General features: G+C 57.4%; 15 protein-coding genes. 7 read left to right on the forward strand and 8 right to left on the reverse strand.

Going from position 1 to position 23,087, the window contains the following annotated elements; genetic code table 11:
• The first annotated feature begins 195 nt into the window (after positions 1-195).
• From Fuma_RS11350 to Fuma_RS11360, 3 genes are all read left to right on the forward strand, one after another.
• Positions 196-2,016, forward strand: coding sequence for a hypothetical protein (locus Fuma_RS11350; protein WP_145944111.1), 1,821 nt, complete (start codon positions 196-198; stop codon positions 2,014-2,016).
• Positions 2,017-2,115: 99 nt separating this feature from the next.
• Positions 2,116-3,825: a hypothetical protein gene (locus Fuma_RS11355; RefSeq protein ID WP_077024248.1), complete on the forward strand. Its 1,710-nt coding sequence runs from the start codon at positions 2,116-2,118 to the stop codon at positions 3,823-3,825.
• Positions 3,826-3,829: 4 nt separating this feature from the next.
• Complete coding sequence (locus Fuma_RS11360) at positions 3,830-6,694, forward strand: hsp70 family protein (RefSeq protein WP_077024249.1); 2,865 nt, start codon at positions 3,830-3,832, stop codon at positions 6,692-6,694.
• A gap of 380 nt (positions 6,695-7,074) precedes the next feature.
• On the opposite strand, the gene Fuma_RS11365 is transcribed toward Fuma_RS11360, so the two are convergent.
• Complete coding sequence (locus tag Fuma_RS11365) at positions 7,075-8,250, reverse strand: methyltransferase domain-containing protein (RefSeq protein ID WP_077024250.1); 1,176 nt, start codon at positions 8,248-8,250, stop codon at positions 7,075-7,077.
• 213 nt (positions 8,251-8,463) lie between these two features.
• A complete protein-coding gene (locus tag Fuma_RS11370; protein WP_077024251.1) occupies positions 8,464-9,369 on the reverse strand; it encodes a M48 family metallopeptidase in 906 nt (301 codons plus the stop codon).
• A gap of 333 nt (positions 9,370-9,702) precedes the next feature.
• Between Fuma_RS11370 and Fuma_RS11375 the strand changes: the two genes are divergently transcribed.
• Positions 9,703-10,215, forward strand: a complete 513-nt coding sequence (locus Fuma_RS11375; protein WP_077024252.1) for a hypothetical protein — start codon at positions 9,703-9,705, stop codon at positions 10,213-10,215.
• A 28-nt stretch (positions 10,216-10,243) separates the two neighbouring features.
• Here the strand turns inward: Fuma_RS11375 and Fuma_RS11380 are convergent, their stop codons facing one another.
• The 5 genes from Fuma_RS11380 to Fuma_RS11400 all read right to left on the reverse strand — a co-directional run bounded on the left by Fuma_RS11380 (position 10,244) and on the right by Fuma_RS11400 (position 16,624).
• Positions 10,244-11,794 (reverse strand): FMN-binding glutamate synthase family protein, encoded by a 1,551-nt coding sequence (locus Fuma_RS11380; protein WP_077024253.1) that lies wholly within the window; start codon positions 11,792-11,794, stop codon positions 10,244-10,246.
• A 188-nt stretch (positions 11,795-11,982) separates the two neighbouring features.
• A complete protein-coding gene (locus tag Fuma_RS11385; protein WP_077024254.1) occupies positions 11,983-13,089 on the reverse strand; it encodes an SGNH/GDSL hydrolase family protein in 1,107 nt (368 codons plus the stop codon).
• Positions 13,090-13,308: 219 nt separating this feature from the next.
• Entirely contained in the window at positions 13,309-14,331 is a 1,023-nt protein-coding gene (epmA, locus tag Fuma_RS11390; RefSeq protein WP_077024255.1) for an EF-P lysine aminoacylase EpmA, read from the reverse strand.
• Positions 14,328-15,635, reverse strand: a complete 1,308-nt coding sequence (locus tag Fuma_RS11395) for an aminotransferase-like domain-containing protein (protein ID WP_077028240.1) — start codon at positions 15,633-15,635, stop codon at positions 14,328-14,330. The genes epmA and Fuma_RS11395 overlap by 4 nt, the downstream gene beginning before the upstream one ends.
• A gap of 5 nt (positions 15,636-15,640) precedes the next feature.
• Positions 15,641-16,624 carry a 3-keto-disaccharide hydrolase gene (locus Fuma_RS11400; RefSeq protein ID WP_077024256.1) on the reverse strand — a complete coding sequence of 328 codons (984 nt, stop codon included), beginning with the start codon at positions 16,622-16,624 and terminating at the stop codon, positions 15,641-15,643.
• 127 nt (positions 16,625-16,751) lie between these two features.
• On the opposite strand from Fuma_RS11400, the gene Fuma_RS11405 reads away from it, so the two are divergent.
• Positions 16,752-18,083 (forward strand): DUF5690 family protein, encoded by a 1,332-nt coding sequence (locus Fuma_RS11405; RefSeq protein WP_083731973.1) that lies wholly within the window; start codon positions 16,752-16,754, stop codon positions 18,081-18,083.
• A 471-nt stretch (positions 18,084-18,554) separates the two neighbouring features.
• On the forward strand, positions 18,555-19,649 hold the full coding sequence (locus tag Fuma_RS11410) for a zinc-binding dehydrogenase (protein WP_218922421.1): 1,095 nt from the start codon (positions 18,555-18,557) through the stop codon (positions 19,647-19,649).
• 66 nt (positions 19,650-19,715) lie between these two features.
• Here Fuma_RS11410 and Fuma_RS35695 read toward each other — a convergent pair whose 3' ends face one another.
• Entirely contained in the window at positions 19,716-20,624 is a 909-nt protein-coding gene (locus Fuma_RS35695; protein WP_179954437.1) for a hypothetical protein, read from the reverse strand.
• Between the two features lie 392 nt (positions 20,625-21,016).
• Between Fuma_RS35695 and Fuma_RS11430 the strand changes: the two genes are divergently transcribed.
• Entirely contained in the window at positions 21,017-22,906 is a 1,890-nt protein-coding gene (locus tag Fuma_RS11430; protein ID WP_077024260.1) for an ATP-binding cassette domain-containing protein, read from the forward strand.
• The last annotated feature ends 181 nt before the right edge of the window (positions 22,907-23,087 follow it).

Below are 23,087 nucleotides of genomic sequence, written 5' to 3' on the forward strand. Positions count from 1 at the left end.
AAATGGCGGGAGCCAGATGGTACTCTGCCGAATAACCCATGTCATCCGAGTTCTTTGCGTTGCCGCGCAACCGAGAATGCTCGACCGGGGCTGGTGGCGTTCCTATTATAGCGGGCAACTTTTTTTAAACGCTGGCCATATTCTTCCATGCTCCAAAACCTTCGCTCCCTTTACGCCTCAGCCAGGACTTCGCCTTTGCCCGTTCTGTGTCGAGGGCTCGCATTTGCGGCTATTGTCGGTGTGATGACCGCGTTAACGGCGGTACCGCAGGCACAGGCGGCTCATCCGTTGTCGCTGATGGAGGCGCAGGTGTACGTCACCCGCAGCAGTGCTCGCCTTCGCGTCAAATTGTTTGCGGAAGACCTGTTTCTGTTTCACGATCTTGAACCCGATCAGCAGGACGTGCTGTCGCCCGAACAACTTCGCGAAGGCTTGAAACTGCATCGTCAGTTTTTGCTGGACAAAATCACATTGCGCGACGCCAAAGGTGAACTTTACAAAGGCAGCGTCACAGACATGCAACCGTTTGAAATGCCGGCGGAAGGCATTTCGGTCGAAGAACTGATGCTGCACACGGCGACGTATGAACTGGAATATCCGTTTACCGAACCACCGGAATTTCTCACCATCCAGCAGGATGTCAGCGACGAAGCGTTCATCTTTCCGTCCGAAATGAAACTCACGCTGCACCAGGCGGGTACTGACCTGGTGTTTACAGAATCACTCAAGCCCGGCGCGGCGGAAACGATTCGTTTTGACTGGAGTGGCGATGTGCTGTCGGACGAAGCCAGCGACGCCGAATGGCAGGCGTGGTTCGAAAAACAGCGAGAAGCGACGTTGGGCATCACCAGCTACAGCAGCGTGTATTCGTTCATCTATATCGAGCCGGCCGAAGTGCGGCATGAGGTCCTGATTCCTTTAGCCAACCTGCGAACCGTGCTGCCAATGGAACACGAAGATCCCGCGTTCGTGGACGTCGACGAACAGGACGGCGTGCGCGAGTTAATTCGCAACTGGTTGAAGGATGAGAACCCGACCAGCATTAACGGCACGTCTATCGCACCGGAATTCACTCGCATCGATTTCTACGGACTGGACCTGAAAGACTTTGCGCGGCAGGCCGAAGAGCGTCGCGTGAGTCTCGCGAATGGCCGCATCGGAATCATCATGACGTATCGGTCAGAAAACGAAGCGGTGCGCGATGTAAAACTTTCGTGGGACTCATTCAATTCGGCGATCCGGAAAATCCAATCCGTGGTGGTTGCGTATCCCGATCAGATGCAGCGGTTCGAATTTTCACGCTTCAACAAATCGGAAGACAATGTCTTCGCATGGTCGGCTGATCCCGCCAACCTGCCTCAACCAACATCGACGGTGCCGGCCGTCGTTCCACCGATGCCGACGATGGATGTGCCGGTGGCCAGTTTGATGCTGGTGGCACTGGCGATCGCCTGCCTGCTGTTCGCAAGACGGCATAAAGGACGGATTGCGGTGGCGTTGCTGGTACTGGCAGCGGTCATGTTTCCGTTTGCCAATGTGGCGATGGAACATCCCTTCAAAGAACGGCCCAAAGTCGCAGACGACAAAGCGTACGACGTTTTCGAAACGCTGCATGCGGGGGCGTATCGAGCTCTGGATTTCGGCACCGAAGACCGCATCTACGAAGTACTGGGCAACAGCGTCGACGGCGATCTGCTGGAAAAAACTTACCTGCAGTTGCGTGAGGGGCTGCAAATGCGAGAACAGGGTGGCGCGGTGGCGCGCGTTCAATCGGTGGAGTACGACGATGGTGAACGCATTGACCAGGACGAGGCGACGCCGTGGCCGGGGTTCGCTGTGCGCAGCCGCTGGACGGTCAGCGGGACGGTCGAACACTGGGGTCACATTCACGAACGCCAAAACCAGTTCAGCGCGGTATTCAACGTCGAACCACGCGACGGCTTGTGGAAAATTACCGACATGCAGATCGAAGATCAGCAAAGTCTGGCCACGAATACTCGCCTGCGAAAGTTCTAGGCCGCCTCGCGCTATGGGCCGGACCTTTGCATTCCTTTATCAGGAACATTACTTTCCCGGCTGATCAACACCTTCTCAACTCCGTTCTGGAAACTTCCCATGCGTCACCAACTCTCGCTGCTGCACGTTTGCCTGCTGATGCTGACGGCGGTTCCTGCTGTGGCTCAGCAGCCGAACGCCTTCGACCTGATTCCTGACACGGCAACATTCGTCGTGCGTCTGCAGACTCCGGATCAAACGGTCAAAGATGTGACCAACTTTGTCGACCAGGTTCAGCCCGGCTTCGGCCCGGTCGTGGAAGGCCAGGCAGCAGCACTGGGACAAGCAATCCAGAATCCTACTTTAGCTGGCGTCGATCGCACCAAAGACTGGTACTTGCTCGCCTTTCCGTCGCCCGGTCCAAACCCGTCCGATTCGCCACCGGAAGCCGTTTACCTGATCCCTGTCACAGACGCAGATGCTGCCAGGGCGGCTCTTGGCGATCGGTTTGGCTTTGCTGAAAAAAATGGCTACCTCGCGTGGTCTGAGGAAGCCATTCTGGCTGAGCAAATGAAATCGTGCTTCGACGGCAAAACAGCTGCGATCTCAAAGAAAATGGATGAAGCCTCCGCGAAGAGAATGATGGCCAGCCATCTGACCGTCTTCATTAACGCCGAAGCACTGAAGACCACTTATGCCGACCAACTGGCTCAGGCTGACGAAACGCTGGAAGAAGCTCTTGCGGCGCTGGCGGATCAGATGAAAGTCGCCAGCCCGGGACTCGACCCGGAAATGGCGTTAGGAGTTTACCGCACGATGGGAGCGTACCTGATTCAGGCGGCGCGAGATTCCGAATCGGCAGTGGCCAGCATCAATATTGCCGATGGGGTATTGCGGATCGAAGAATTACTCACCGTGGCAAAGGGCAGCCAGGCGGACGAATTCCTGGCCGCTCAACCTGTTAGCAATATGGCTCGATTGACAAACGTTCCGGCTGGGCTGGATGGCTACTTCGGAGTGAGCGGCGATCCGACGCGGCTTATCGCGTGGGCGGGCGAATTCATCGATTCGCAAGTGACGGACGAAGCGGCCAAGGCAAAGTTCCAGAAATCGTTGAAAGCGATGGAAGGCGTTAAGTTTGGAGCCTACGTCGGTGGCGGGGGACTTAACATGGAGCAAGAAGGCGTGATGCAGCTTTTCGGAATCGCAGAGGTGGCTCCATCCGCCAAAATGCGTGCCGCGCTGATGCTGTTTCAGGACGAAATGAAATACGAAATTGGCGGCATCACACAAACACAGTCGTTCAAGCCGAACGCCGAAACAATCGCCGGGCAGACGGTTGATTTGTATCGGTTCAAACAAACGTTCCCACCAGAAATGGACCCGACGGGCATGCAGGCGGCGATCCACGACCGAATGTACGGTGATGGAACGATGCAGCAGCGGCTGGTCTTTAACAATGACCTCATTACAACAACGGTCGGCGGCGGCACCGAAGCGATGAAGCAGTTGCTGAACAGTTCAAAGTCGACCGACAGCAACATGTTAAAAGCACGAGCTGCCCTGCACAAAGAATCTAATCTGCTACTGCTGACGGACGTGCCGAACCTGGTGCTGGACTTTGCGAAACTGATTCTGGAAACCGGCGCCATTCCAGTTCCCGTGCAGGCAGAACAGCTTGAACCGCTGAAGATCGCTCCCAGCTACGCCGGGTTTTCGATGGCGGTCGCACCGCAGCAACTGCACTTCCGAACCAACGTACCTGTAGAAACCTTCCAGGGCTTCGCTCAGATCGGAATGTTTGTGCAGGGCCTGATGATGGCGAACTAAAAAGATGAATGTCGAAGACGCTGCTGCGTCGAAGAAATCCGAACCTCGGTTTGTTGTTGGAATTGATCTCGGCACAACAAACTCGGCCGTCTGCTACGTTGATACCAGCGCCACAGAGACCAGTGATAACCACGACACATGGGACGTACGAACGCTCAAGGTGCCGCAATTGGTCGCACCTGGTCAGGTCGAACATCGAGACACGCTGCCATCGTTTCACTACCAACCGGCGGCGGGCGAATTCTCTGACGGCGAACTACAGCTTCCCTGGTCTAACGCATTCGCCGGACACTTTGTTGGGACCTTAGCTCGAGACCACGGGATTCACGTTCCGGGGCGAATGATCTCTTCGGCAAAGTCGTGGCTGTGTCATCCGGGCGTCGATCGCACAGCCGGAATTCTGCCATGGCAGGGCGGCGACGATGTCGACCGACTTTCGCCCGTGGAAGTCAGCAGCCGATTGCTGGCTCATGTGGTCGACGTATGGAATCATCAGTTCCCTGACGAACCGCTTGCTGATCAGACAGTCGTCCTGACGATCCCAGCGTCGTTTGACGAAGTCGCTCGCAACCTCACCATTCAGGCGTCGCAAAAGGCGGGGCTGCCGCGAGTCTTGCTGATTGAGGAACCTCAGGCCGCCTTCTACGCGTGGATCGATCGGCACCGAGGCGACTGGGAAGATCGAGTTCAACCCGGCCAGAAGATTTTGGTCTGCGATGTCGGCGGCGGCACGACGGACTTCACACTGATCCGAGTTAAATCCGGCGCGGACAACAAGGTGCTGTTTCACCGAGTTGCCGTGGGCGAACATCTGATTCTGGGCGGCGACAACCTCGACCTTGCCCTCGCCTACTTCATAGAAGGCCGTTTCCGCGAAGAAGGCGTTTCGCAACTCACACCGCGTCAGTGGAGTGTGCTTGTGCGAGTCGCCCGGCAGGTCAAGGAAGCATTGTTGTCGCCCGATGCCCCGAACCAGTTCACAGTCAGTCTGCCCGGATCGGGATCCAAACTGATCGGCGGTGCGTTGCAGACTCAGGTCACGAAGCAACAGGTGACCGATGTTCTGCTGGAAGGCTTTTTGCCTCAAACGACCTTCACCGATGTGCCGCAGAGTAACCAAAGTGGTTTCCGCGAATTCGGTTTGCCATACGCCGCCGATTCGGCCATCACCCGGTACCTGGCCGAATTCCTGCGGACTCATGCTGAGACTGCTGCTGAGAACGAAATGCTGCGTGACGACGACCACGCAGCGCGGCCGGACATAGTTCTGTTCAACGGGGGGCTGTTCGAATCAGCGTTGCTGAAGCAGCGAATGACCGAAGTGCTTTCGTCATGGTTTAGCGAGGGCGACCGTGAATGGGAGCCGCTGATTCTCAACTGCGAACGCCTGGATTTGGCGGTGGCTCAGGGAGCTGCCTGCTACGGCATGGTGTCGCGTGGAATCGGCGTACGGATTTCGGCCGGCTTGCCTCGAACGTATTACCTCGGCGTCGAAACCGAAGCCGGCATGAACGCCGTCTGCCTTGTCCCGGCCGGCACAGAACCGGGCACCGACCTGGATCCGCCAGAACAGACCTTTCAACTGCAAACCGGCCGACCGGTTGAGTTCCCAGTGCTCTATTCGGGGACTCGCCTGACCGACGCGACGGGCACGGTTGTCGAATCCGAAAAGGAACAGCTCACCGCCCTGCCGCCGATCCGCACTGTGATCCGCAGCAGCGACAACAACGCAGGCGACACGGTGACGGTGCAGGTCAACGCACGGCTGACAGAAATCGGAACGCTTGACCTTTGGTGCGCGAGCACAACAACAGGCGAGCGCTGGAAGCTGCAGTTCGACGTGCGTTCCGCCGTTCGCACCGACGTCGCCGCTCACGAAGCCAGCGCCGCAGACGCGGAAGGCATCGTCGCCGCGGACACACTCACGCAGGTCGAAGCCATATTGCATTCGGTCTTCGGTAAAGACGGAACGGACAAGCCGGGCGGACTGGCCAAACGCATCGGGCGTGAGATCAGCATGAGTCGTTCCGATTGGCCGACGTCGCTGCTGCGTGAAATGTGGCGGGTATTGATTGAACTGGCCGATGGTCGCCGCCGCAGTGCAGCTCACGAATCCGCCTGGCTCAATCTACTCGGCTTCGCACTGCGGCCGGGCTTCGGCTACGCCATGGATGACTGGCGAATTGACACCACGTGGGACATTCTTCGAGGCAAGCTGATTCATGCCACACCCGAAGTCCGCAGCCAATGGTGGATCATGTGGCGACGCATCGCCGGAGGACTTTCCGGCGGCCAGCAAAACGCTACGGCATCGCAGCTTCTCAGTTCCATCCGCCAGACGGCTCAACAAATGAGTTCCGGTAAAGGCAAAGGTGGCCCGATCGCGTTGCACGAAAAAGACGCTGCCGAAATCTGGCGAGTCCTTGGCGCATTCGAACAGCTACCGCCGTCTGTCCGCCATGAACTGGGTGACATCGTGCTTCAGTTACTGCCTCGCCCTAAAATGCAGCCGATGCGAGAAGCCTTAGTGTGGACGCTGGGCCGACTGGGTTCGCGAGTGCCATTCAACGGCAACGCTCAATCAACGGTCAACGCCGACACGGCGGCTCGTTGGTTACAGCAATTACTAAGCATGCAACTGGAGGACGTCCAGACGCTGCCACTGGCGATCATGCAACTGGCTCGCCGCACCGACGACCGCTTCACAGACATCCCGGACGACGTTCGCGAAGAAGCAGCTCGCTACCTGAAAGAAATGGGCGGCTACCACTCACTGATCAAGCTAATCCGCGAAGCTGGCACAACAGACGCAGAAACAAAGGGAGCCCTCTTCGGAGAAGCACTTCCCCTCGGCTTAACCATGACATAATTGCCGGGCAGCCCCGGCGGGCGGTTGGCGTGGTGGGCGGTTGAGCTGGACGAAGGCTGAAGCGCCGGCGTTGCTCCCGATGGTCGCTGGGAGATGATCGGGCTTTCACGAGTCGACCAGGTATGGCAGATGAACGGAGGCCGACAAACGCCCACGGAATTTGTTTTCTGCTAAGAAGTCTTTGGGTGAAGGAAATTCCTGCGGCCCTCTGCAGTTCAACTTCTTACGCTCGAATAGTCCGATCCAATTCCTCAACAGGAAACACTCAAACCACGAAATCGAGCCTCCCCGCCTCCAGCGACCACCGGGAGCAACGCCGGCGCACCAGCCCTCCCACCATCACAAAGCCACCACGCCAACCGCCCGCCGGTGCATACCGGCTAACAGCAGTCAGTAGTGCCGCAGCAGTCTGTTCCGGGGAGGAGGTCCAGCTTTGGTTTGCCCTGTTTTGTGAATTTGGGGTCTCGGCGTTCGCTGCGGCGGCAATCAAAGTTCGCAGCCTGTTCAATTGGGATATCGTCGACCGGGACGATTGGTGTCATCTGGTCTGCGTAGGGGGCGGACGTGTAGAGTTTGAACGTCTTGTCGCAGACTGCCATACGTTCGCCACGAAACAGTTTGTGGCCATCGTCGTCTGTCACGGTCTTCCACGGTCCGTTATAAATGACGGCCTGGTGACGATCGAGACACGGGCCTTCTTTGCCCTTCCAGGCTCGCACGGTCAGGCTGCGAAATTCGATACCGTCGACCACGGCCCACGCTTCCTCCTGGCGATTGACAATTTCCAGACCGTAAAATCCGGCGGCTTCAAAGGCTTCCAGAAATCGGTCCTCGCGGAATGCACCGCTGATGCAGCCGCTCCACAGTTCTGCGTTGTTTTGCAAATTGGTCGGCACATCTTCATCGCTGACAATGTCGCTGATGATCGCACGGCCGCCACGTTTGAGGACTCGGAACACTTCCGCAAACAGCTGGTATCGGTCTTCGTTGCGGACAAGGTTCAGCACGCAATTGGACACAACGGCGTCCATGCTGTCGCTGGCAACCAACGGTGACTTTTCACGCAGTTCAGCGGCGGCTTCGTCGGCGGCCAGCCAGTCTGCCGCGGAACTGACAGGATGCTGCTGCAGATGCTGTTCGAACAATTCCATGTTCAACTGCAGATCCTGAATGCGTCCCTTGCGAAAATCGGTATTGCGAAATCCGATTCTGGAAGCGACCTCATCCTGATACTGTCGAGCCAGCTTCAGCATTTGGTCGTTGATGTCCACGCCAACGACGTAACCATCGGGGCCTACCACTTGCGAAGCGATGTAACAAATCTTGCCGCCGCCGGAGCCCAGGTCCAGCACATGGTCGCCTGGTTTCAGGTACTGAGATGGATCGCCGCAACCGTAGTCGCGTTCGATAATTTCGTCCGGAATGACCTTCAGGTACTTCGCATCGTAAGACACGGGACAGCACAAAGCGGGTTCCGCCGCTTCGGCCGCCGCGCCATAGCGATCTCGTACAGCGGCGTCGACGTTTAAAGAATCAGTCGGCTGAGTGGCTGACATGTGATGTTCGCTTTCTCAGGAAGACAAATATCGCACAAAAAGTGAGCCCCAGGCCGCCGCGCATCGTGGTCGCGCAGAGTTTCTGGTCGGTGCACTTACTGGCGAATTATAGCGGAATGAAGCGAAGCGTTCGACTGGCGCAGCAAAGGGTTGGATGAACATCGTACCGCTTCTGCAGCGGTCAGCGGTTTCAACGTCGCTGCAGTTGAGCCGCTAAATGCCCTTCAGAGTTGCAGCACCGTCTGTGGCCGTGTTGGGCGGTGCTCCGGCGGGTGCCGCTACGGTGATGTTTTCGCCGATGCCGATCTTTTCTGGTGCTGCCTGATACAGACTCATCGCTTCCGGCAAGAGGTCTCGCAGTGCGGCCGAACGGCGGGCGTCAGACGGGTGAGTGGACATAAATTCCATAGGTGCGGCACCGTCTTTTTCGCCAGCAAAACGTTCCCAGAACTTCGGACCTTCAGACGGATCGTAGCCCGCTTTGGCCATCAGCATGATGCCAATGTGATCGGCTTCCAGTTCGTGCTTGCGGCTGTACGGCAGAATGGCACCGTATTGAGCTCCCGCGCCATAGGCGGTGAGAACGATTTGTTGAGTGTTGTCGCTTTGTTCACGCATGATGTACTGCAGCGCTTCTTTCGCTTTGTTTTCCGCCGTCTGCAGCGACATGCGTTCGCCACCGTGCCGTGCGATGGCGTGACCGATTTCGTGCGACATCACGACGGCCAGTCCGGCTTCGGTCTGGCAGATTGGCAAAATACCGGTGTAGACAGCCACCTTGCCGCCGGGCAGACAGAAGGCATTTTGCGTCGGCGATTCGATCACGTTGAATTCCCATTCGAAATCCGGTCGATCAGCGACGGCCGCGATTCGTTGCCCCACGCGCTGCACCATTTCGATGAGGGCTTTGTCGCTGGTGACGGGCTCTTCTTTCAGGACTTCCTGATAGGCCGTCAGCCCCATCGCGTTTTCTTTTTCTTCCGACATGACCAGCAATTGACGCCGTCCGGTGACAGGAGCCGTCTGGCATCCCATCGCCAGCAGCATGCCTGCAACAATCGTGGTCAGCCAGCAGCACAACAGGATGTTTACCAGAGGCTGGTGCAGAGTAATTTTCATGACATCCGCTCAACATTGACCGAAAAACAGGGCGCAGCCGGTGCGCACCGGGACCATTCGATCCACAGGCTAGACGAAACCCAATATTTGCCTCAACACCGTTTTCGTCACGTACCGCGGCCGCTGCAATTGCCGTCGGCAGGCTTGTTGACGAACCAGCGAACATTGCCGATCGGAATAATCGGAAGATGCGGCACGACAATTCCGGGGGAAAATGCTCACCCTCGGGAAGCAATGGCACCAGTGCGTAAATGCTGACCTATCTTTTGGTTGAATTGCATAGGGTTGCCCGTCGGCAAAACCCACGTGCTGTCATTCCGTAGAGGTCCTGCCATGCTCAATCGCATTTGTAACGTCTTCACAGGTCGAGACTCGCGCCGCCAGGCTCGTTTAGCGATGGCGCGCATCATGACGCGCTTCGATCTGGTGCGCCTCAGCTTTAACGAAGGCATCCGCGAAGAACGGCGCCAGCGGGATGAGCATCATGTGGCCTTGGGCGTTTGGCTGTTTCCTTGTGAAGCCAGGCAGCCGACAGTCGATGTGGATATGTCCAGCGGCATGCCAGCCGTCACCAGCGACCTTCGCGCCGAAGGGTTTGGTGTAATGGTTCCGACTCGACTGACTCACGGAGCCTACCTTGTGGCCGCACCGGAAGAAGAAGGCCATTGGCGATACTTCCGCTGCACCGTTTGCCACAACACAGCTCAGCCCGGCGGTTGGTACCAACTGGGAATGCACGTCAACAACATGGCTGAACTGACAACTGGCCAGCGCACTGCCTTCCGTGAATACCTGGAAAGCGTCACCGGCGTGGTCCACGCCAAAGAGCCTGTTGAAGCTAACTGACGCGTGATGAAGAACCGCTGAAGCGCGATCACGCCGTCGTGGTTTCGGCTGCTTCCGTAATCTTCATCAGTGTGGCTGTTTGAGCCATCTGACTTTCCGATGGCAATCCCCAGGCCGCGTTGTCGCCGATCCTGAAGACATCGCGCGCCACCTGAGTGTTGAAGCGGTCGTCCAGAATTTCGCACTGATCCGGCGTCAGGAATCCCGGGTGAGCATGGCCGCAGACGTGAGCCAGTTGAAGCAACTCTTTGCGCAACGTCGCGACATAGTTGGCAAGGCGAGCCCCCTTGTCGGTTGGGTCCAGCCCTCGCATCAGCCAGCGGTTTTGAGTGGCGACTCCGGTGGGACAGTGACCGGTGTGGCAGCGTTGAGCCTGGATGCAGCCGATGGCCAGCATGGCTTCGCGAGCCACATGAATCATGTCGCAGCCCAGCGAAAACGCGAGCGCCGCTTCTTCCGGAAACCCCAACCGCCCCGCTCCGACAAACAACACGCCGTGATGCAGGTCTCGCTGAATGAACTCCCGGTAGACTCGAACAAACGCCAGCTTAAACGGCATTGCGACGTGGTCTGAAAAAACCAGCGGTGCAGCGCCGGTGCCGCCTTCGCCGCCGTCAACCGCGATATAATCCACGCCGCGATTTGTGGACTGCATCTGCTCTGCCAGTTCTGACCAGAAACCCTGATCACCAATCGCCGACTTGATCCCAATGGGAACGCCGGTTTCGTCGGCAAGCATTTCTACGAAATCCAGCATCGAATCCACGTCTCGAAACGCCGAATGACTGGACGGACTGATACAGTCTCGCCCCATCGGGATGCCTCGAATCGCCGCGATTTCCGGCGTGATTTTGGCAGCCGGAAGCAATCCTCCCATCCCAGGCTTGGCTCCCTGAGACAGTTTGATTTCCACCGCCTTCACGCGATTCCGGCTGACGTTGTCTTTGAACTTCTGCAGATCAAAGCGGCCGAAGTCGTCGCGACAACCAAAGTAGCCGGTGCCGATCTGCCAGATTAATTCGCCGTCATGATTGTGGTGCTTCGCAATCGCGCCCTCGCCCGTGTTGTGCAGGCAGCGAGCCAAAGCACAGCCGCGATTGATGGCTTCCACCGCTGCGCCGCTTAATGAACCGTAGCTCATGCCGGAAACGTTGATGACGGAATCCGGCCGAAACGCGTGCTTCCTCCCTCGAGCCGCTCCCAACACTTTTGCGCAGGGGACGGTGTGGTTTTCGTCGTAGCCGGGTTGGCCTTTGCGAATTTCGGGCAGAGGAAACGTCGACTGTTTAATGATCAAATAGTTCGGCGATGATTCCAGGTCGTTGTCGGTGCCGAAGCCAAAATAGTTGTTCTGCTTTTTGGCGGATGCGTACACCCACGTCCGTTGATCGCGAGTGAATGGGCGTTCTTCGTCGTTGTTAGTGACGATGTACTGCCGCAGCTCAGGCCCCACCATTTCCAGTAGGTAACGAAAGTGCCCGATCACCGGGAAGTTGCGCAGGATCGCATGCTTCGTCTGAATCACGTCATACAACGTGATCAACAACAATAAGCCAACCACAACCCAGACAATAGGCATGCTGTTATTCCAAAGTTTTGCGGACCTCGAAGGCGAACCACGGATGAACACAGATTCACACGGATGAATGCACTACGTCATGGACTCCAAACTGATTCACGTACGAATGGGGCCAATGTGACGAAACGAATTCTGTGGAACACTCCCAAATCCGTGCGCATTCGTGTCCATGTGTGGTTCAATTTTTGTCACGACGCAATCGCCTTCTTTAACACAGGTTCCAGCACCTGTGCGTGGTTGTAGAAACCGAGGTCTGACGGGTGCGAACCATCTGTTGTGTCATCACGATCCTGGTTCAGCAGCAAATCGCCGTCGACGTACGACAAATTACCAACGCCTGCATCCAACAGCTTTTGGTATTCCGCTTTAAAGGCCGCTCGGCTTGTGTCGTTGCGCTTTTGACTGGATGGCTTGATCCATGAATACGAATAGGTCCGATCCTCCACCAGCACGATCGGCACGTCTGGATGAGCGGCTCGTAGCTGCTTCACGATCGGCACGGTGCGAGCCGTAACTTCCTTCGCGACCATGTTCGGCAGGCAGTCCAGCACGTATACGGCCGGATCGATTTCGACCAGAAACTGCCCCACTTCCTTTTCCAATTTGCCGTTACCGGAGAAGCCGAGGTTAATGGTTGGTCGATCCAGCCGTCGCCCCAAAATTGCAGGGTGAGGCATGCCTGGCCGAGAAGCGCAGGCTCCATGAGTGATCGACGTGCCGTAAAACACAATCGGTTTCTCTTTGCGCGGCGCGATCGGTTCGAACTTGTGATCAGTCGGGACGCCGATCTTCAGAAATTCCGTGCCGTTGTACAACGGTAAGTAAACGGCGTAGTCTCGCAAGCCGGGTCGCAGTCCGTTCACCAGAGACACGTTCATTTCCTGAGCATTCGGGCGCACGACGGCCACCCACTTCCAGGTTCCATCGTCGTCGCGAGCGTACAAGTCGAGACCACTGACGCCGGTTGCCGGCATGTGAGCCATCGCCAGGTTGCGGAATGTCACTTTGTAGTGAGCGTGGATTTCCGTCGCGTCTGTACGAAACTGGACCATCATTCCAGACGAATGACGACTCAGCCCCCACACGGCGTCGCGAACGACGCCCTTCGCTCGACCAGGCAAGCGGTCGAAGTACTTCTCGGTGTCGTTGAAAGCTCGCCCTTCCACCCCCCATTCCTGAACGTCGTGCCACTTGATTTCCGGCTTTTCCTGAAAAGCGAACGCGGGCAAGCCTGTTGCAGCCAAACCGGCAGCAGAAGTTCCAAGGAAGGTTCGTCGGGAAAGTGAGGTGGGCATTAACGTGGCTCCGTTGTAGGTGTGAAGAAGCGTTTGAGGTGGGCGACTGTGTTCAGAAACAATAGCAGAGACACTGGCAAAGTGAAAAGCGAACGCGTCTGCAAGTGCGGCGCGTCTCGGTGATTTGGAGGTACTCGATTTCGCCAGAAATCCTAAGCCGCGATCGAATCGCAGGAACTTCGGTGAGTCTCACCACAAGGCGCCGCTGAATGAAATGAGTCACGCGCGATCAAATGGGAAGGGAATCACGTCGGCGATGCTGTCGGCACCGGTGAGACACATCAGCAAGCGGTCGAAACCGAGCGCAACGCCGGAACATTTCGGCAGGCCGGATTGCATAGCAGCTTTCATCCTCGCCGCGCCGGGCAATGCAGCAGTGGCGTGAGCCTGCCTTGCGGTATTCTGAGCCGCCTCACGGCGCTGTAGTTCGTCTGGATCGACTAGTTCCTGGTAGCCGTTGCACAGTTCGATGCCGTTACTGTACAGCTCAAAGCGACACGCCGTGCGCGCGTCGTGTGGATTCTGTTCGGCCAGAGCGGCCTGTGAAATCGGATAGTCGTACAGGAATTCCGGTTGCTCAACGCCAAGCTTCGGTTCGACGCATTCAGCAAGTAGCAGATTCAACAGATCATCGCGATCGTTGGACAATGGACTGTTGTGAAGCCCGTCCAGTTGATCTGCAACAAGTCTCTGCAGATCGCCAAGTGATGCGTCCAACACGCTTTCACCAATTGCAGTATGAAACGCCTGGTCGTAGGTCGTCTGTTTGAAGCGTTGGGACATTGCCGTGCTGTTGGGCAATCGTAGCGAGGTCAAACTTTCCAGCAGCCAATGCACAAGTGCTTCTGTCAGTTCCATCTGATCCCGATACGTTGTGCCGACGCCGTACCATTCCACAATCGTAAATTCGGGATTGTGACGCTGTCCGACTTCGCCAAGTCGAAACGAACGAGTGATCTGGAAGATGGATCCGCTACCTGCGGCCAGCAAGCGTTTCATGCCGGCTTCCGGACTGGTCTGCAGGTACATGGGTTCTGCGTCGTCGTCCGCGTTGACGGTGAATGGTTCCAGGTGAGCGTCCACGACCACGTCGTGTGACAGCAGCGGCGTTTCGACTTCGGTGTAGCCATAATGTGCGAAAAACCGCCGCACCTCGCTTAGCATGCGAGCTCGCAGTTTCAGCATGTCCACAGAACACGTGGGCCGCCACGGTTGCGATTCGTGAGGAAACTCGCCAGTCATTTTGAATCGATGACTGCCCTCACGGCAGAAGCCAAACGCCGCATCCCTTCACGAATGCCGGCGGCGGCGAGAACTCCGTAGCTAAGTCGCATTTGGTGGCGAGGACGGTCTTCCCATCCGGACGGATAGCACAGTTCGCCCGGGACATACATGACCTTATCGACCTCTGTCGCGCGAGCGAACAACGGGCTGTCGAAGCCGGTGGGAATGTGTTCTGGCAGCGACATCCAAACGTATAAACCGCCAGCGGGCGTTCGCCATGTGACGCCGTCGATGCCTGAAAAGAATTCTTCCGCCGCCGCGACCATTGCGTCTCGCTTGGCACGGTAGCTGGTTCGCAGCCCGGCCAGATGGTCCCAGTACTCGCCCGTGCGAAGCACTTCGGCCACGATATTTTGACTCAAGTGTCCGCTGCCGAAGTCCTGATTTCCCTTCAGGTCAGAAATTGGTTTCACCAGTTCGGGCGGCAAGACGCTTAGACCGACTCGCAGACCCGGCGAAAAACTTTTTGAGAACGTTTGAGACAGCACGACGTGTTGCTGGTCGCCGGAATCATATCCCGTGTCGAATGACCAGATGCTGGGAAGTTCTTCCCCGTCGTAATGGAGTTCTCGATAGGCCGCGTCTTCCAGCAAATAGATCGGGTGATCCTGTGACCAGCGTTTGGTGACCTCCAACAACTTCGGCCGGCGATCGTTGCTCACAGAGATGCCAGCCGGGTTGTCGTGATAACTGACCACGTAAACCAGCTTCACTTTGTGCAACTGGCCCAGTTCGTCGATACGACGCAGCTCGGCATCCAAAGCGTCCGGACACATACCGTTGTCGTCGGTCTTGACCGGAATGACCTGAGCACCAACACCGTCCAGCACGCCGAGATACACAAAGTAAGTCGGCGCGGCAACGAGGCAGATATCACCTTCATTGAAGATCGCTTCTGTCAGCAGCGCCAGCAACTGCTGCGAGCCCGTTGTGAGCATGATCTGATCGAGCGGCACGTTGTGGACTCGATCTTCATCGCCTTCCAGCCGCGCGAGGTAATCACGGAAGACCGCGCGCACGCGATCGGATCCGCCCGTGGTGCCGTATTGCAGAGCAAGTTTTCCGGTTTCGGAATCGGACAGCAGGCGGCTGGCAGTCTTGTCCACCAGTGCCGTTGGCAGAGTTTCGGGATCGACGAATCCGGCCGCCAACGATAGACAATCGGCGTTTTCGATGCCCTGTTGCATCAGATAGCCGATTGCCTGCCCGTCGGCTCGTTGCGCGCTGACAGAAGGAGTGAACGCTGAGGCTGTTGTGGACATGTTCACTACTTCTTAACGATCCAAATATTGCGATAAACAACCGGATTGCCGTGGCCCTGCAGGTAAATCGGACCAGGACCTTCTGCTTCCGGATACTTGCCGGGCGTGGCGTGAGGCAATTCCAGATCGTCATGAATCAAAATGTCATTGTGCCGAATGGTGACTCGCGCGTTGGCGACTTTCTTGCCGTCTTCCCAGCGAGCAGCCGTGAAGTCGATGTCGTAGCTTTGCCATGACAGTGGCGGAAAGCAGGCGTTGACGTTCGGTTCGGCAATCTGGTAGATGCCGCCGCATTCGTTGTCTTTGCCTTCCAGACCGAATGAATCCAGTACCTGACATTCGTAGCGGCCCTGCAGATACACGCCACTGTTGCCTCGAGCCTGCCCGCGAGCGTGCGGCTTAAACGGCGTGCGAAATTCCAGGTGCAGCGAATAGTCGTCGAACTTTTCTTTGGTTTCGCAGTCGGCCGCCAGATGCTTGCCGTCGACAACTTTGCCATTTTTGAAGTGGTCAGCCGTCGAACCGTCGAACAAAACCAAGGCTCCTGCAGGTGGCTTCTTCCCAAGCGTCGCGCTTTTGCGATTGGCTTTCTTCAGAGTTCCTACAACCTTGCCTTCGATATCCTGAATCTCAGCCTTGCCGTCCTTGATCACAGCGAAGCCTTCGTCGGATGTCAGTTTAGTGACTCCGTCTTTCGTGCTGCCAGAGGCCTTTGCGTGGGCGTTCACATCGCCAACCGCGCCTGCGCCCGGCAGGCCGCCGACGTATGCCACGCCGTCGAACTTGTGATCGCCCAAAGCAATCACCTGCAGTGCGAACGGCAGCTTCTCGCCGTCGATTTCAAGGTTCCCGCTGTACTCACCCTGGATCTTAAAATCTTCGCCCGCCTTGGCCGGGTCCGTGTAGATTTTCTCATCGGCCACGCAGGCGGCACTGGAAAGCAAAGCGAAGACAGAACACGCTGTAAGACAGTGGGCAATTGTTTTCATTGTGAATTCGGCGTGAAAAACAGGAAAGGGAATTGGCAATCGGTGCGCGTTTGGTCGGCGAGTCCATTACGATGCCGACTTCGCGAACTAGATGCATCTTTGCGGGCACGACTGGAAACTTCAAACCATGCCGGACGACAATCCCGCCAGATCTCACCTTGATCCTCCGGCGTCATCCACAATTCGCCCGAATGGCGGCAACTCGGCAACTACAACTCTGATCGCGGCAGTCGCCGCTTTCAGCGTCTATTTTTGCATGTACGCGTTCCGCAAGCCGTTCACCGCGGGCACGTACGAAGGGCAGGAATTATACGGTCTGGGCCTGAAAAGCCTGCTGGTGCTGTCTCAACTTTGCGGTTACATGCTGTCGAAATTCATCGGCGTCAAGGTCGTGTCTGAGATGCCTCGATCCCGCCGAGCCGCCGCGATGGTGGGCTTGATGCTGTGGGCCGAACTGGCGTTGGTCGGATTTGCGTTTCTACCGATGCCCGGCAAAGTGCTGATGATGTTCCTGAACGGCCTGCCGCTGGGCATGATTTTCGGACTGGTGCTGGCTTATCTCGAAGGCCGCCGACACACAGAAGCGCTGGCCGCCGGCTTGTGCGCCAGCTTTATCGTTTCATCAGGTGTCGTTAAGTCGGTTGGCCGCTGGCTGGTGGTCAACAAGGGCTATTCGGAATTCGAAATGCCGTACATCACGGGCCTAATGTTCTTGGGGCCGATGCTCTTCTTTGTGTGGCTTCTTCAGCGTACTCCAGACCCCAGCGACGTCGATCGTCAACTGCGGTCAGAACGCACCATCATGAGTCGCACGCAGCGCAAAGAATTCTTCGCGGCGTATCTTCCAGGACTGTGTGCGTTGTTGTTTGTGTACATCGTGCTCACGGTCATTCGCACCATGAGAGACGACTTCGGCGTCGAAATCTGGCGTGCTCTGGGTGTAACAGAAAAGCCGGAAATCTTCGCTCAATCAGAAACCGTGGTGGCCATCGTCGCGACGGTGTTGAATGCATTTGCCATCTGCATCGTTGGCAACCTGTCGGCATTAACAGCAGCGACTATGCTAATGAGCGGCGGGTTCTTGATCGTCGTCGCAGCGGCACTCGGCCAATGGTTCGGCCTGCTGGCTCCGTTTCCGTTTATGGTGGCGTGCGGCGTCGGCCTGTACATTCCGTACGTCGCGTTTCATACCACGATTTTCGAACGCATCATTGCGGCGTCGAAGCGAATGGGGAATCTTGGCTTTCTGATGTACCTGGCCGATTCGATCGGGTACCTCGGCTATTCGGCCGTGATGGTGTGGAAGACAGCTTCGCCCGATCATTCCGGCATCTTCCCTTTTTTCCGCCTGATGATGCTGCTAACGTCCCTGGTCTGCGTGGGCGTGCTGCTCTACGCCCTCGCGTTTTTCCGGCGAGTCCTCACCGCCGAACGGGCGGAGGAAACCGTTGTCAGCTAGCTTTGTTGTGAACGGTTCGGGCTCGTAGGAAAAAGCCTTTGTAGTCCGAAACGCTTGTTTCGCGGACACAAGTCAGCGAGATTCGCAGTCGCTCACGCGGCACGATTTTTTCATTATTGAGCCGGTTGAATTCCTCCTGACACAAAGAATAGTGCGGTTATTAAGTTTGCAGATGTCCGCGGTTTACAGAACCAAATCCGATAGTCGCAAGATTTCCTCCGGTCGTGGAAAATCGCGTGGCCATCGATCGGCGGTCCGCTGCATCCCTCCCCTCCCAGCCGAAGGCAAGGGAGGGGGCGAACGAGCGCAGCGATGTTCGGGGGAGGGCCGTCTGCGCATCCCGCGCTGTGCGACTGCAGCGAGACGACATGCATTCCCCCCTCCCGAACGTTGCTTCGTTCCGTCCGACCTCCCCCGACGCTGCGCTGGGAGAGGTATTGCCGCGCCGCCAACGAGGAAACTCAAAGTCGCATGAACTCCACACCAACCATGACCACACCCACAACCAGTCTCGCCGCCGTCTTCACGCAACCCAACCATCCGCTTGAGCTCCGCAATCTTTCTTTGCCACCACTGGCGGCCGGGGAAGCGTTGGTTCGGATCACTTGCTGCACCATTTGCGGCAGCGATCTGCACACGTTTACCGGAGCTCGATCGTCCCCCGCTCCGTCAGTCCTGGGCCATGAAATTCTGGGTATCGTCGAATCCGTTTCCGACAACGTCACGGATGTCGCTGGGAAGGCTATCAAAACGGGCGACCGGATTACGTGGTCAGTGGCCGCATCCTGTGGAACCTGCGAACGCTGCGATCGACGCATGCCTCAAAAGTGTGAGTCGCTGTTTAAGTATGGCCACGAACTCTGCGGAGACGGCGCGGAACTGAATGGTGGGCTTGCTGAACACTGCGTGCTGAAGCCTGGCACTGCGATCGTGCGACTGCCGGATCAACTGCCGGATACTGTGGCGTGCCCCGTCAACTGCGCGACTGCTACCGTCGCTGCCGCTTTTGCAGCCGCAGTTCGACAAGACGAGAGTCTTCGCGATCGCCGTGTGCTGATCTACGGAGCGGGCATGCTGGGTCTGACGTCCGTCGCTTTTGCAAAAGTCGCCGGCGCGGCGAATGTCACTGTTTGTGACGTCAGCGAAACTCGACGCGAACTGGCCACGAAGTTTGGAGCGACAAATTCCTGTGCAGAAGTCACCGCCGACGACTTTGACTGCGTGTTCGAAATGTCGGGGCATCCAGCAGCCGTGCATTCCGCCATCAACGCGGCCGGTATCGGAGGACGAATCGTTTTGGTTGGCAGCGTGAGTCCTTCACCACCCGTGAACGTTGATCCGGAACGGATCGTGCGACGTCTGTTATCGATCCACGGCGTTCACAACTACGCCCCCAAAGACCTGCAGACGGCAGTCAACTTTCTGACAGAACATCACGCCGACTTCCCATTCGCAACGCTGGTTGAGGCGTCCTATTCGTTGAACGACGTGAACGACGCGTTCCAGTACGCCGTGCAACAACGGCCGATTCGAGTGGCGGTCCGGCAGGCTGGCGAAAGCTGCTAACGAAAAGAAGCCCGACTTTTTTGAAAGCCGGGCTTCGTCTTAGCGTTCGAAGTTCGTTTGCTGAGCCTAACGAATGCTCGCGCGAACTGGTGTAGGCTCCGCCACTGGGTTTTCGCCTCGTTCTTTGACGCGGCCAATCGCTGTGGCCAGAATCATTTGGGCACCCGCCAGATCCTGTTGAGCGAAGTAAGGCACCTTGACGCCGATCTGGTTGTACTTGTACTTTTGAGCCAATTGTTGCCAGCTCATATTGTCCGTCTGGGTCCACATCGCGGCCTGTGCTGCCTGAGGAGCCAGTCGACCAGTGGCGACCATCGTAATCAGCTCAGTGAGAACTGGATCGGTCGTTCGTTCTTCAACAGGAATCAGCGTGTATTTTGCTGATGGTGTTGGGTCCGCTTTTCCGTGATCAAGACAGACAGTGACAAAAGGCACTTTCACGCCTTTTTCCGGCGGGATTGAGAAGAATCCCTGACCGCCGCCACCACCACCGCCGCCCAAGCCGCCACCACCGCCAAGGCCGCCGCCCTGGCCGCCGCCGCCGAAGCCGCCGCCACCCTGCTGCTGGCCACCGCCCTGGCCGCCTTGGCCGCCGCCAAGTCCACCGCCGCCGAGGCCACCGCCGCCCAAGCCGCCACCGCCGCCACCAAACTGCTTCAGCACGGGCGTGGCAATAAAGGTTTTCGGCAGTTCAACCGTGACCGGTTTGTCGGTCTTGTTCCCGATGATCACATATCCGCCCATCGGACCGTGCATCACAACCTGAGTGTGCAGGGTGTCGTCTTTCATGCCGTCAAACAGGGCCACGCGTTCAGCCGTTTTGTCGAACCGAGGCACCACGACCGGGTAGGTTTTGTGCTTCCGAGACGTCCGCTCGCGCCGAGACGAGGCGGGCTCCGCACCGTCGGCCGTTTGTAGGAAAAGACCGACCATAGCAGCCGCCAAAAGGGCGAACGTGTGTTTCTGCAGACGCATTACCTGAACTCCTGTATACTTAGGCCGGAACAACTTGGCACTCAAACACGACGATTTGGTACCCGCCGCCTCAAAAACGGGGCGTGCTTGTGGGTGCAAAACGATTTTCGGAAGACGTGTTCCATCAGTTTATCGCCGATTTTCAGACATTCGCAACAAAATTCCCTGCAGATGATGGCATCCCGAGGGCAGTTGCCTTCGCACAACCGGATCACGGAAGCGGCGTCGGAGCGGCAGAGTTTGCCGATCGATGGCATCGTGACGGCGAGAGCGGCCTTCAGAATCGCAACTTCGTGGGCGTCTGACGCCGTTTCGCGGTGCCGCAGACAGATCCGTGAGAAAACCGAGCTTCGGCGTCGCATCGGCAGGTCCGGGCTTCTACATTCCGCCGCATGGCACAACTTAGCATCAACAACGTTACTTTCGCGTTCTCTCAGCCCGCATTGCTGAAGGACGCGACGCTGCACATCGAACCCGGCGAACGGGTGGGCCTGGTGGGCCGCAACGGAGCGGGCAAGTCGACTCTACTGAAGATCATTAACCGCGAATTGCAGCCGGACGACGGCAGTCTGGACATTTCCGCCGACATCGTCGTGGCCAAGCTGGCTCAGGAAGTCCCCGAAGTCGACGGCCAGACCGCCTTCGACGTCGCCGCCGGCGGATTTGCTGAACTGGCCGAAGCCGTCAGCATCTATCGCAGCCTGAATGAAGCCATGCAGGCTGGCCGGGAACTCACCGCCGCCGAACAGACGTCCTACGACAACGCCAGCCACGCTCTGGCAGACGCGGAATTGTGGGACGCGGGCGATCGTCTGGAAGGACTTCTGGCAGAAATGCAACTGCCCTGCGACGTGCAGTTCAACGACCTTTCGGCCGGAATGAAACGACGCGTCCTTCTGGCTCAGGCCATGATCCGTCGCCCGGACATTCTGTTGCTGGACGAACCGACCAACCATCTGGACATCGAATCCATCGTCTGGCTGCAGTCGTACCTGAAACGCTTCACAGGGACGCTGGTCTTTATTACTCACGATCGAGTCTTCCTGCAGGACATCGCCAACCGCATTGTCGAAATTGACCGCGGCCGGCTGTTCGACTGGACCTGTGACTACGCCACATTCCTCAAACGCCGCGACGACATGCTCGCCGCCGAAGAGGTCGCTCAGGCACACTTCGATCGTAAGCTGGCAGAAGAAGAAAAATGGATTCGTCAGGGCATCAAAGCGCGAAGAACTCGTAACGAAGGCCGTGTCCGAGCCCTCAAAAAGATGCGTCAGGAACGCAGCGAACGACGCAGCAAGACGGGCACCGCCAAGCTACATCTGCAGGAAGCCGACCGATCGGGACGACTGGTCGCCGCCGTCAAAAACGTCACTCATGGCTTCGACGGCCCGCCGCTGATCACAGACTTCACAGCTACCGTTTACCGAGGCGATCGGATCGGCTTGATCGGTCCCAACGGAATCGGCAAGTCAACGCTGCTGAAGATCCTTCTGGGTGAACTCACGCCAAACTCCGGCACCGTACGACTCGGCACCAATCTTTCTGTCGCTTACTTCGACCAGTTGCGGGGCCAGTTAGATCCGTCCAAGTCCGCTCGCGAAAACGTCAGCGAAGGCACCGACGAACTTTTGATTCATGGCAAGAAGCGACATGTGATGGGCTATCTGCAGGACTTCCTGTTCGCGCCGGATCGAGCTCACACGCGAGTCGAATACTTAAGTGGCGGTGAACGAAACCGTTTGCTGCTGGCCAAGCTGCTGGCCAAACCCGCCAATGTCCTCGTCCTGGACGAACCCACCAACGACCTCGACGCAGAAACACTGGAACTACTGGAAGAAACACTGCCTCAGTTTGAAGGCACGATCCTATTGGTCAGCCACGACCGAGCGTTCCTGAATAACGTCGTCACCAGCACGATCGCCTTCGAAGGTGACGGAGTCGTCCGCGAATACGACGGCGGCTACGACGATTGGTTCCGTCAAAAAGAAGAAGGAGCTGCGGCGGCATCAAATCTGTTCACTGCACCCACAAAGACAGCACCATCGCCCGCTCCCGCTGCCAAAGCTAAAAAACTTAGCTACAAAGATCAGCGCGAGTTGGACGAGCTACCGAATCGCATTGACGAGTTAGAAACCTTGCAGGCCGAGTTACAGAATCAAATGGCGCAACCAGACTTCTTCAAACAGGACGGCGCCGAGATCGCTCAAGCCCAGGCCGACCTGCAAAAAATGGCCGACGAACTCGCCCACTGCTACCAACGCTGGGAAGAACTCGCCTAATGCCGGTACGCACCGGCGGGCGGTTGGCGTGGCGGGCGGTTGAGCAGGATGAACACGCAATCGCCGGCGTTGCTCCCGATGGTCGCCTTCGGGCCGGTGTGCATTGGCGTGGCGAACGCGTGAGCAGGATGATGGCGGAAGCGCCGGCATGGCTCCCGATCGTCGCATTCGGGCCGGTACG

This window comes from Fuerstiella marisgermanici, from assembly GCF_001983935.1.
Taxonomy (GTDB): domain Bacteria; phylum Planctomycetota; class Planctomycetia; order Planctomycetales; family Planctomycetaceae; genus Fuerstiella; species Fuerstiella marisgermanici.

Bases quoted from the DNA above. Each gene is read 5' to 3' on its own strand.
- Fuma_RS11410 (WP_218922421.1), top strand. From the start codon at position 18,555: ATGAACTCCACACCAACCATGACCACACCCACAACCAGTCTCGCCGCC.
- Fuma_RS11405 (WP_083731973.1), top strand. From the start codon at position 16,752: ATGCCGGACGACAATCCCGCCAGATCTCACCTTGATCCTCCGGCGTCA.
- Fuma_RS11365 (WP_077024250.1), bottom strand. From the start codon at position 8,250: ATGTCAGCCACTCAGCCGACTGATTCTTTAAACGTCGACGCCGCTGTA.
- Fuma_RS11430 (WP_077024260.1), top strand. From the start codon at position 21,017: ATGGCACAACTTAGCATCAACAACGTTACTTTCGCGTTCTCTCAGCCC.
- Fuma_RS11375 (WP_077024252.1), top strand. From the start codon at position 9,703: ATGCTCAATCGCATTTGTAACGTCTTCACAGGTCGAGACTCGCGCCGC.
- Fuma_RS11395 (WP_077028240.1), bottom strand. From the start codon at position 15,635: ATGTCCACAACAGCCTCAGCGTTCACTCCTTCTGTCAGCGCGCAACGA.
- Fuma_RS11400 (WP_077024256.1), bottom strand. From the start codon at position 16,624: ATGAAAACAATTGCCCACTGTCTTACAGCGTGTTCTGTCTTCGCTTTG.
- Fuma_RS11355 (WP_077024248.1), top strand. From the start codon at position 2,116: ATGCGTCACCAACTCTCGCTGCTGCACGTTTGCCTGCTGATGCTGACG.
- Fuma_RS35695 (WP_179954437.1), bottom strand. From the start codon at position 20,624: ATGCGTCTGCAGAAACACACGTTCGCCCTTTTGGCGGCTGCTATGGTC.
- Fuma_RS11360 (WP_077024249.1), top strand. From the start codon at position 3,830: ATGAATGTCGAAGACGCTGCTGCGTCGAAGAAATCCGAACCTCGGTTT.
- Fuma_RS11380 (WP_077024253.1), bottom strand. From the start codon at position 11,794: ATGCCTATTGTCTGGGTTGTGGTTGGCTTATTGTTGTTGATCACGTTG.
- Fuma_RS11370 (WP_077024251.1), bottom strand. From the start codon at position 9,369: ATGAAAATTACTCTGCACCAGCCTCTGGTAAACATCCTGTTGTGCTGC.
- epmA (WP_077024255.1), bottom strand. From the start codon at position 14,331: ATGACTGGCGAGTTTCCTCACGAATCGCAACCGTGGCGGCCCACGTGT.
- Fuma_RS11385 (WP_077024254.1), bottom strand. From the start codon at position 13,089: ATGCCCACCTCACTTTCCCGACGAACCTTCCTTGGAACTTCTGCTGCC.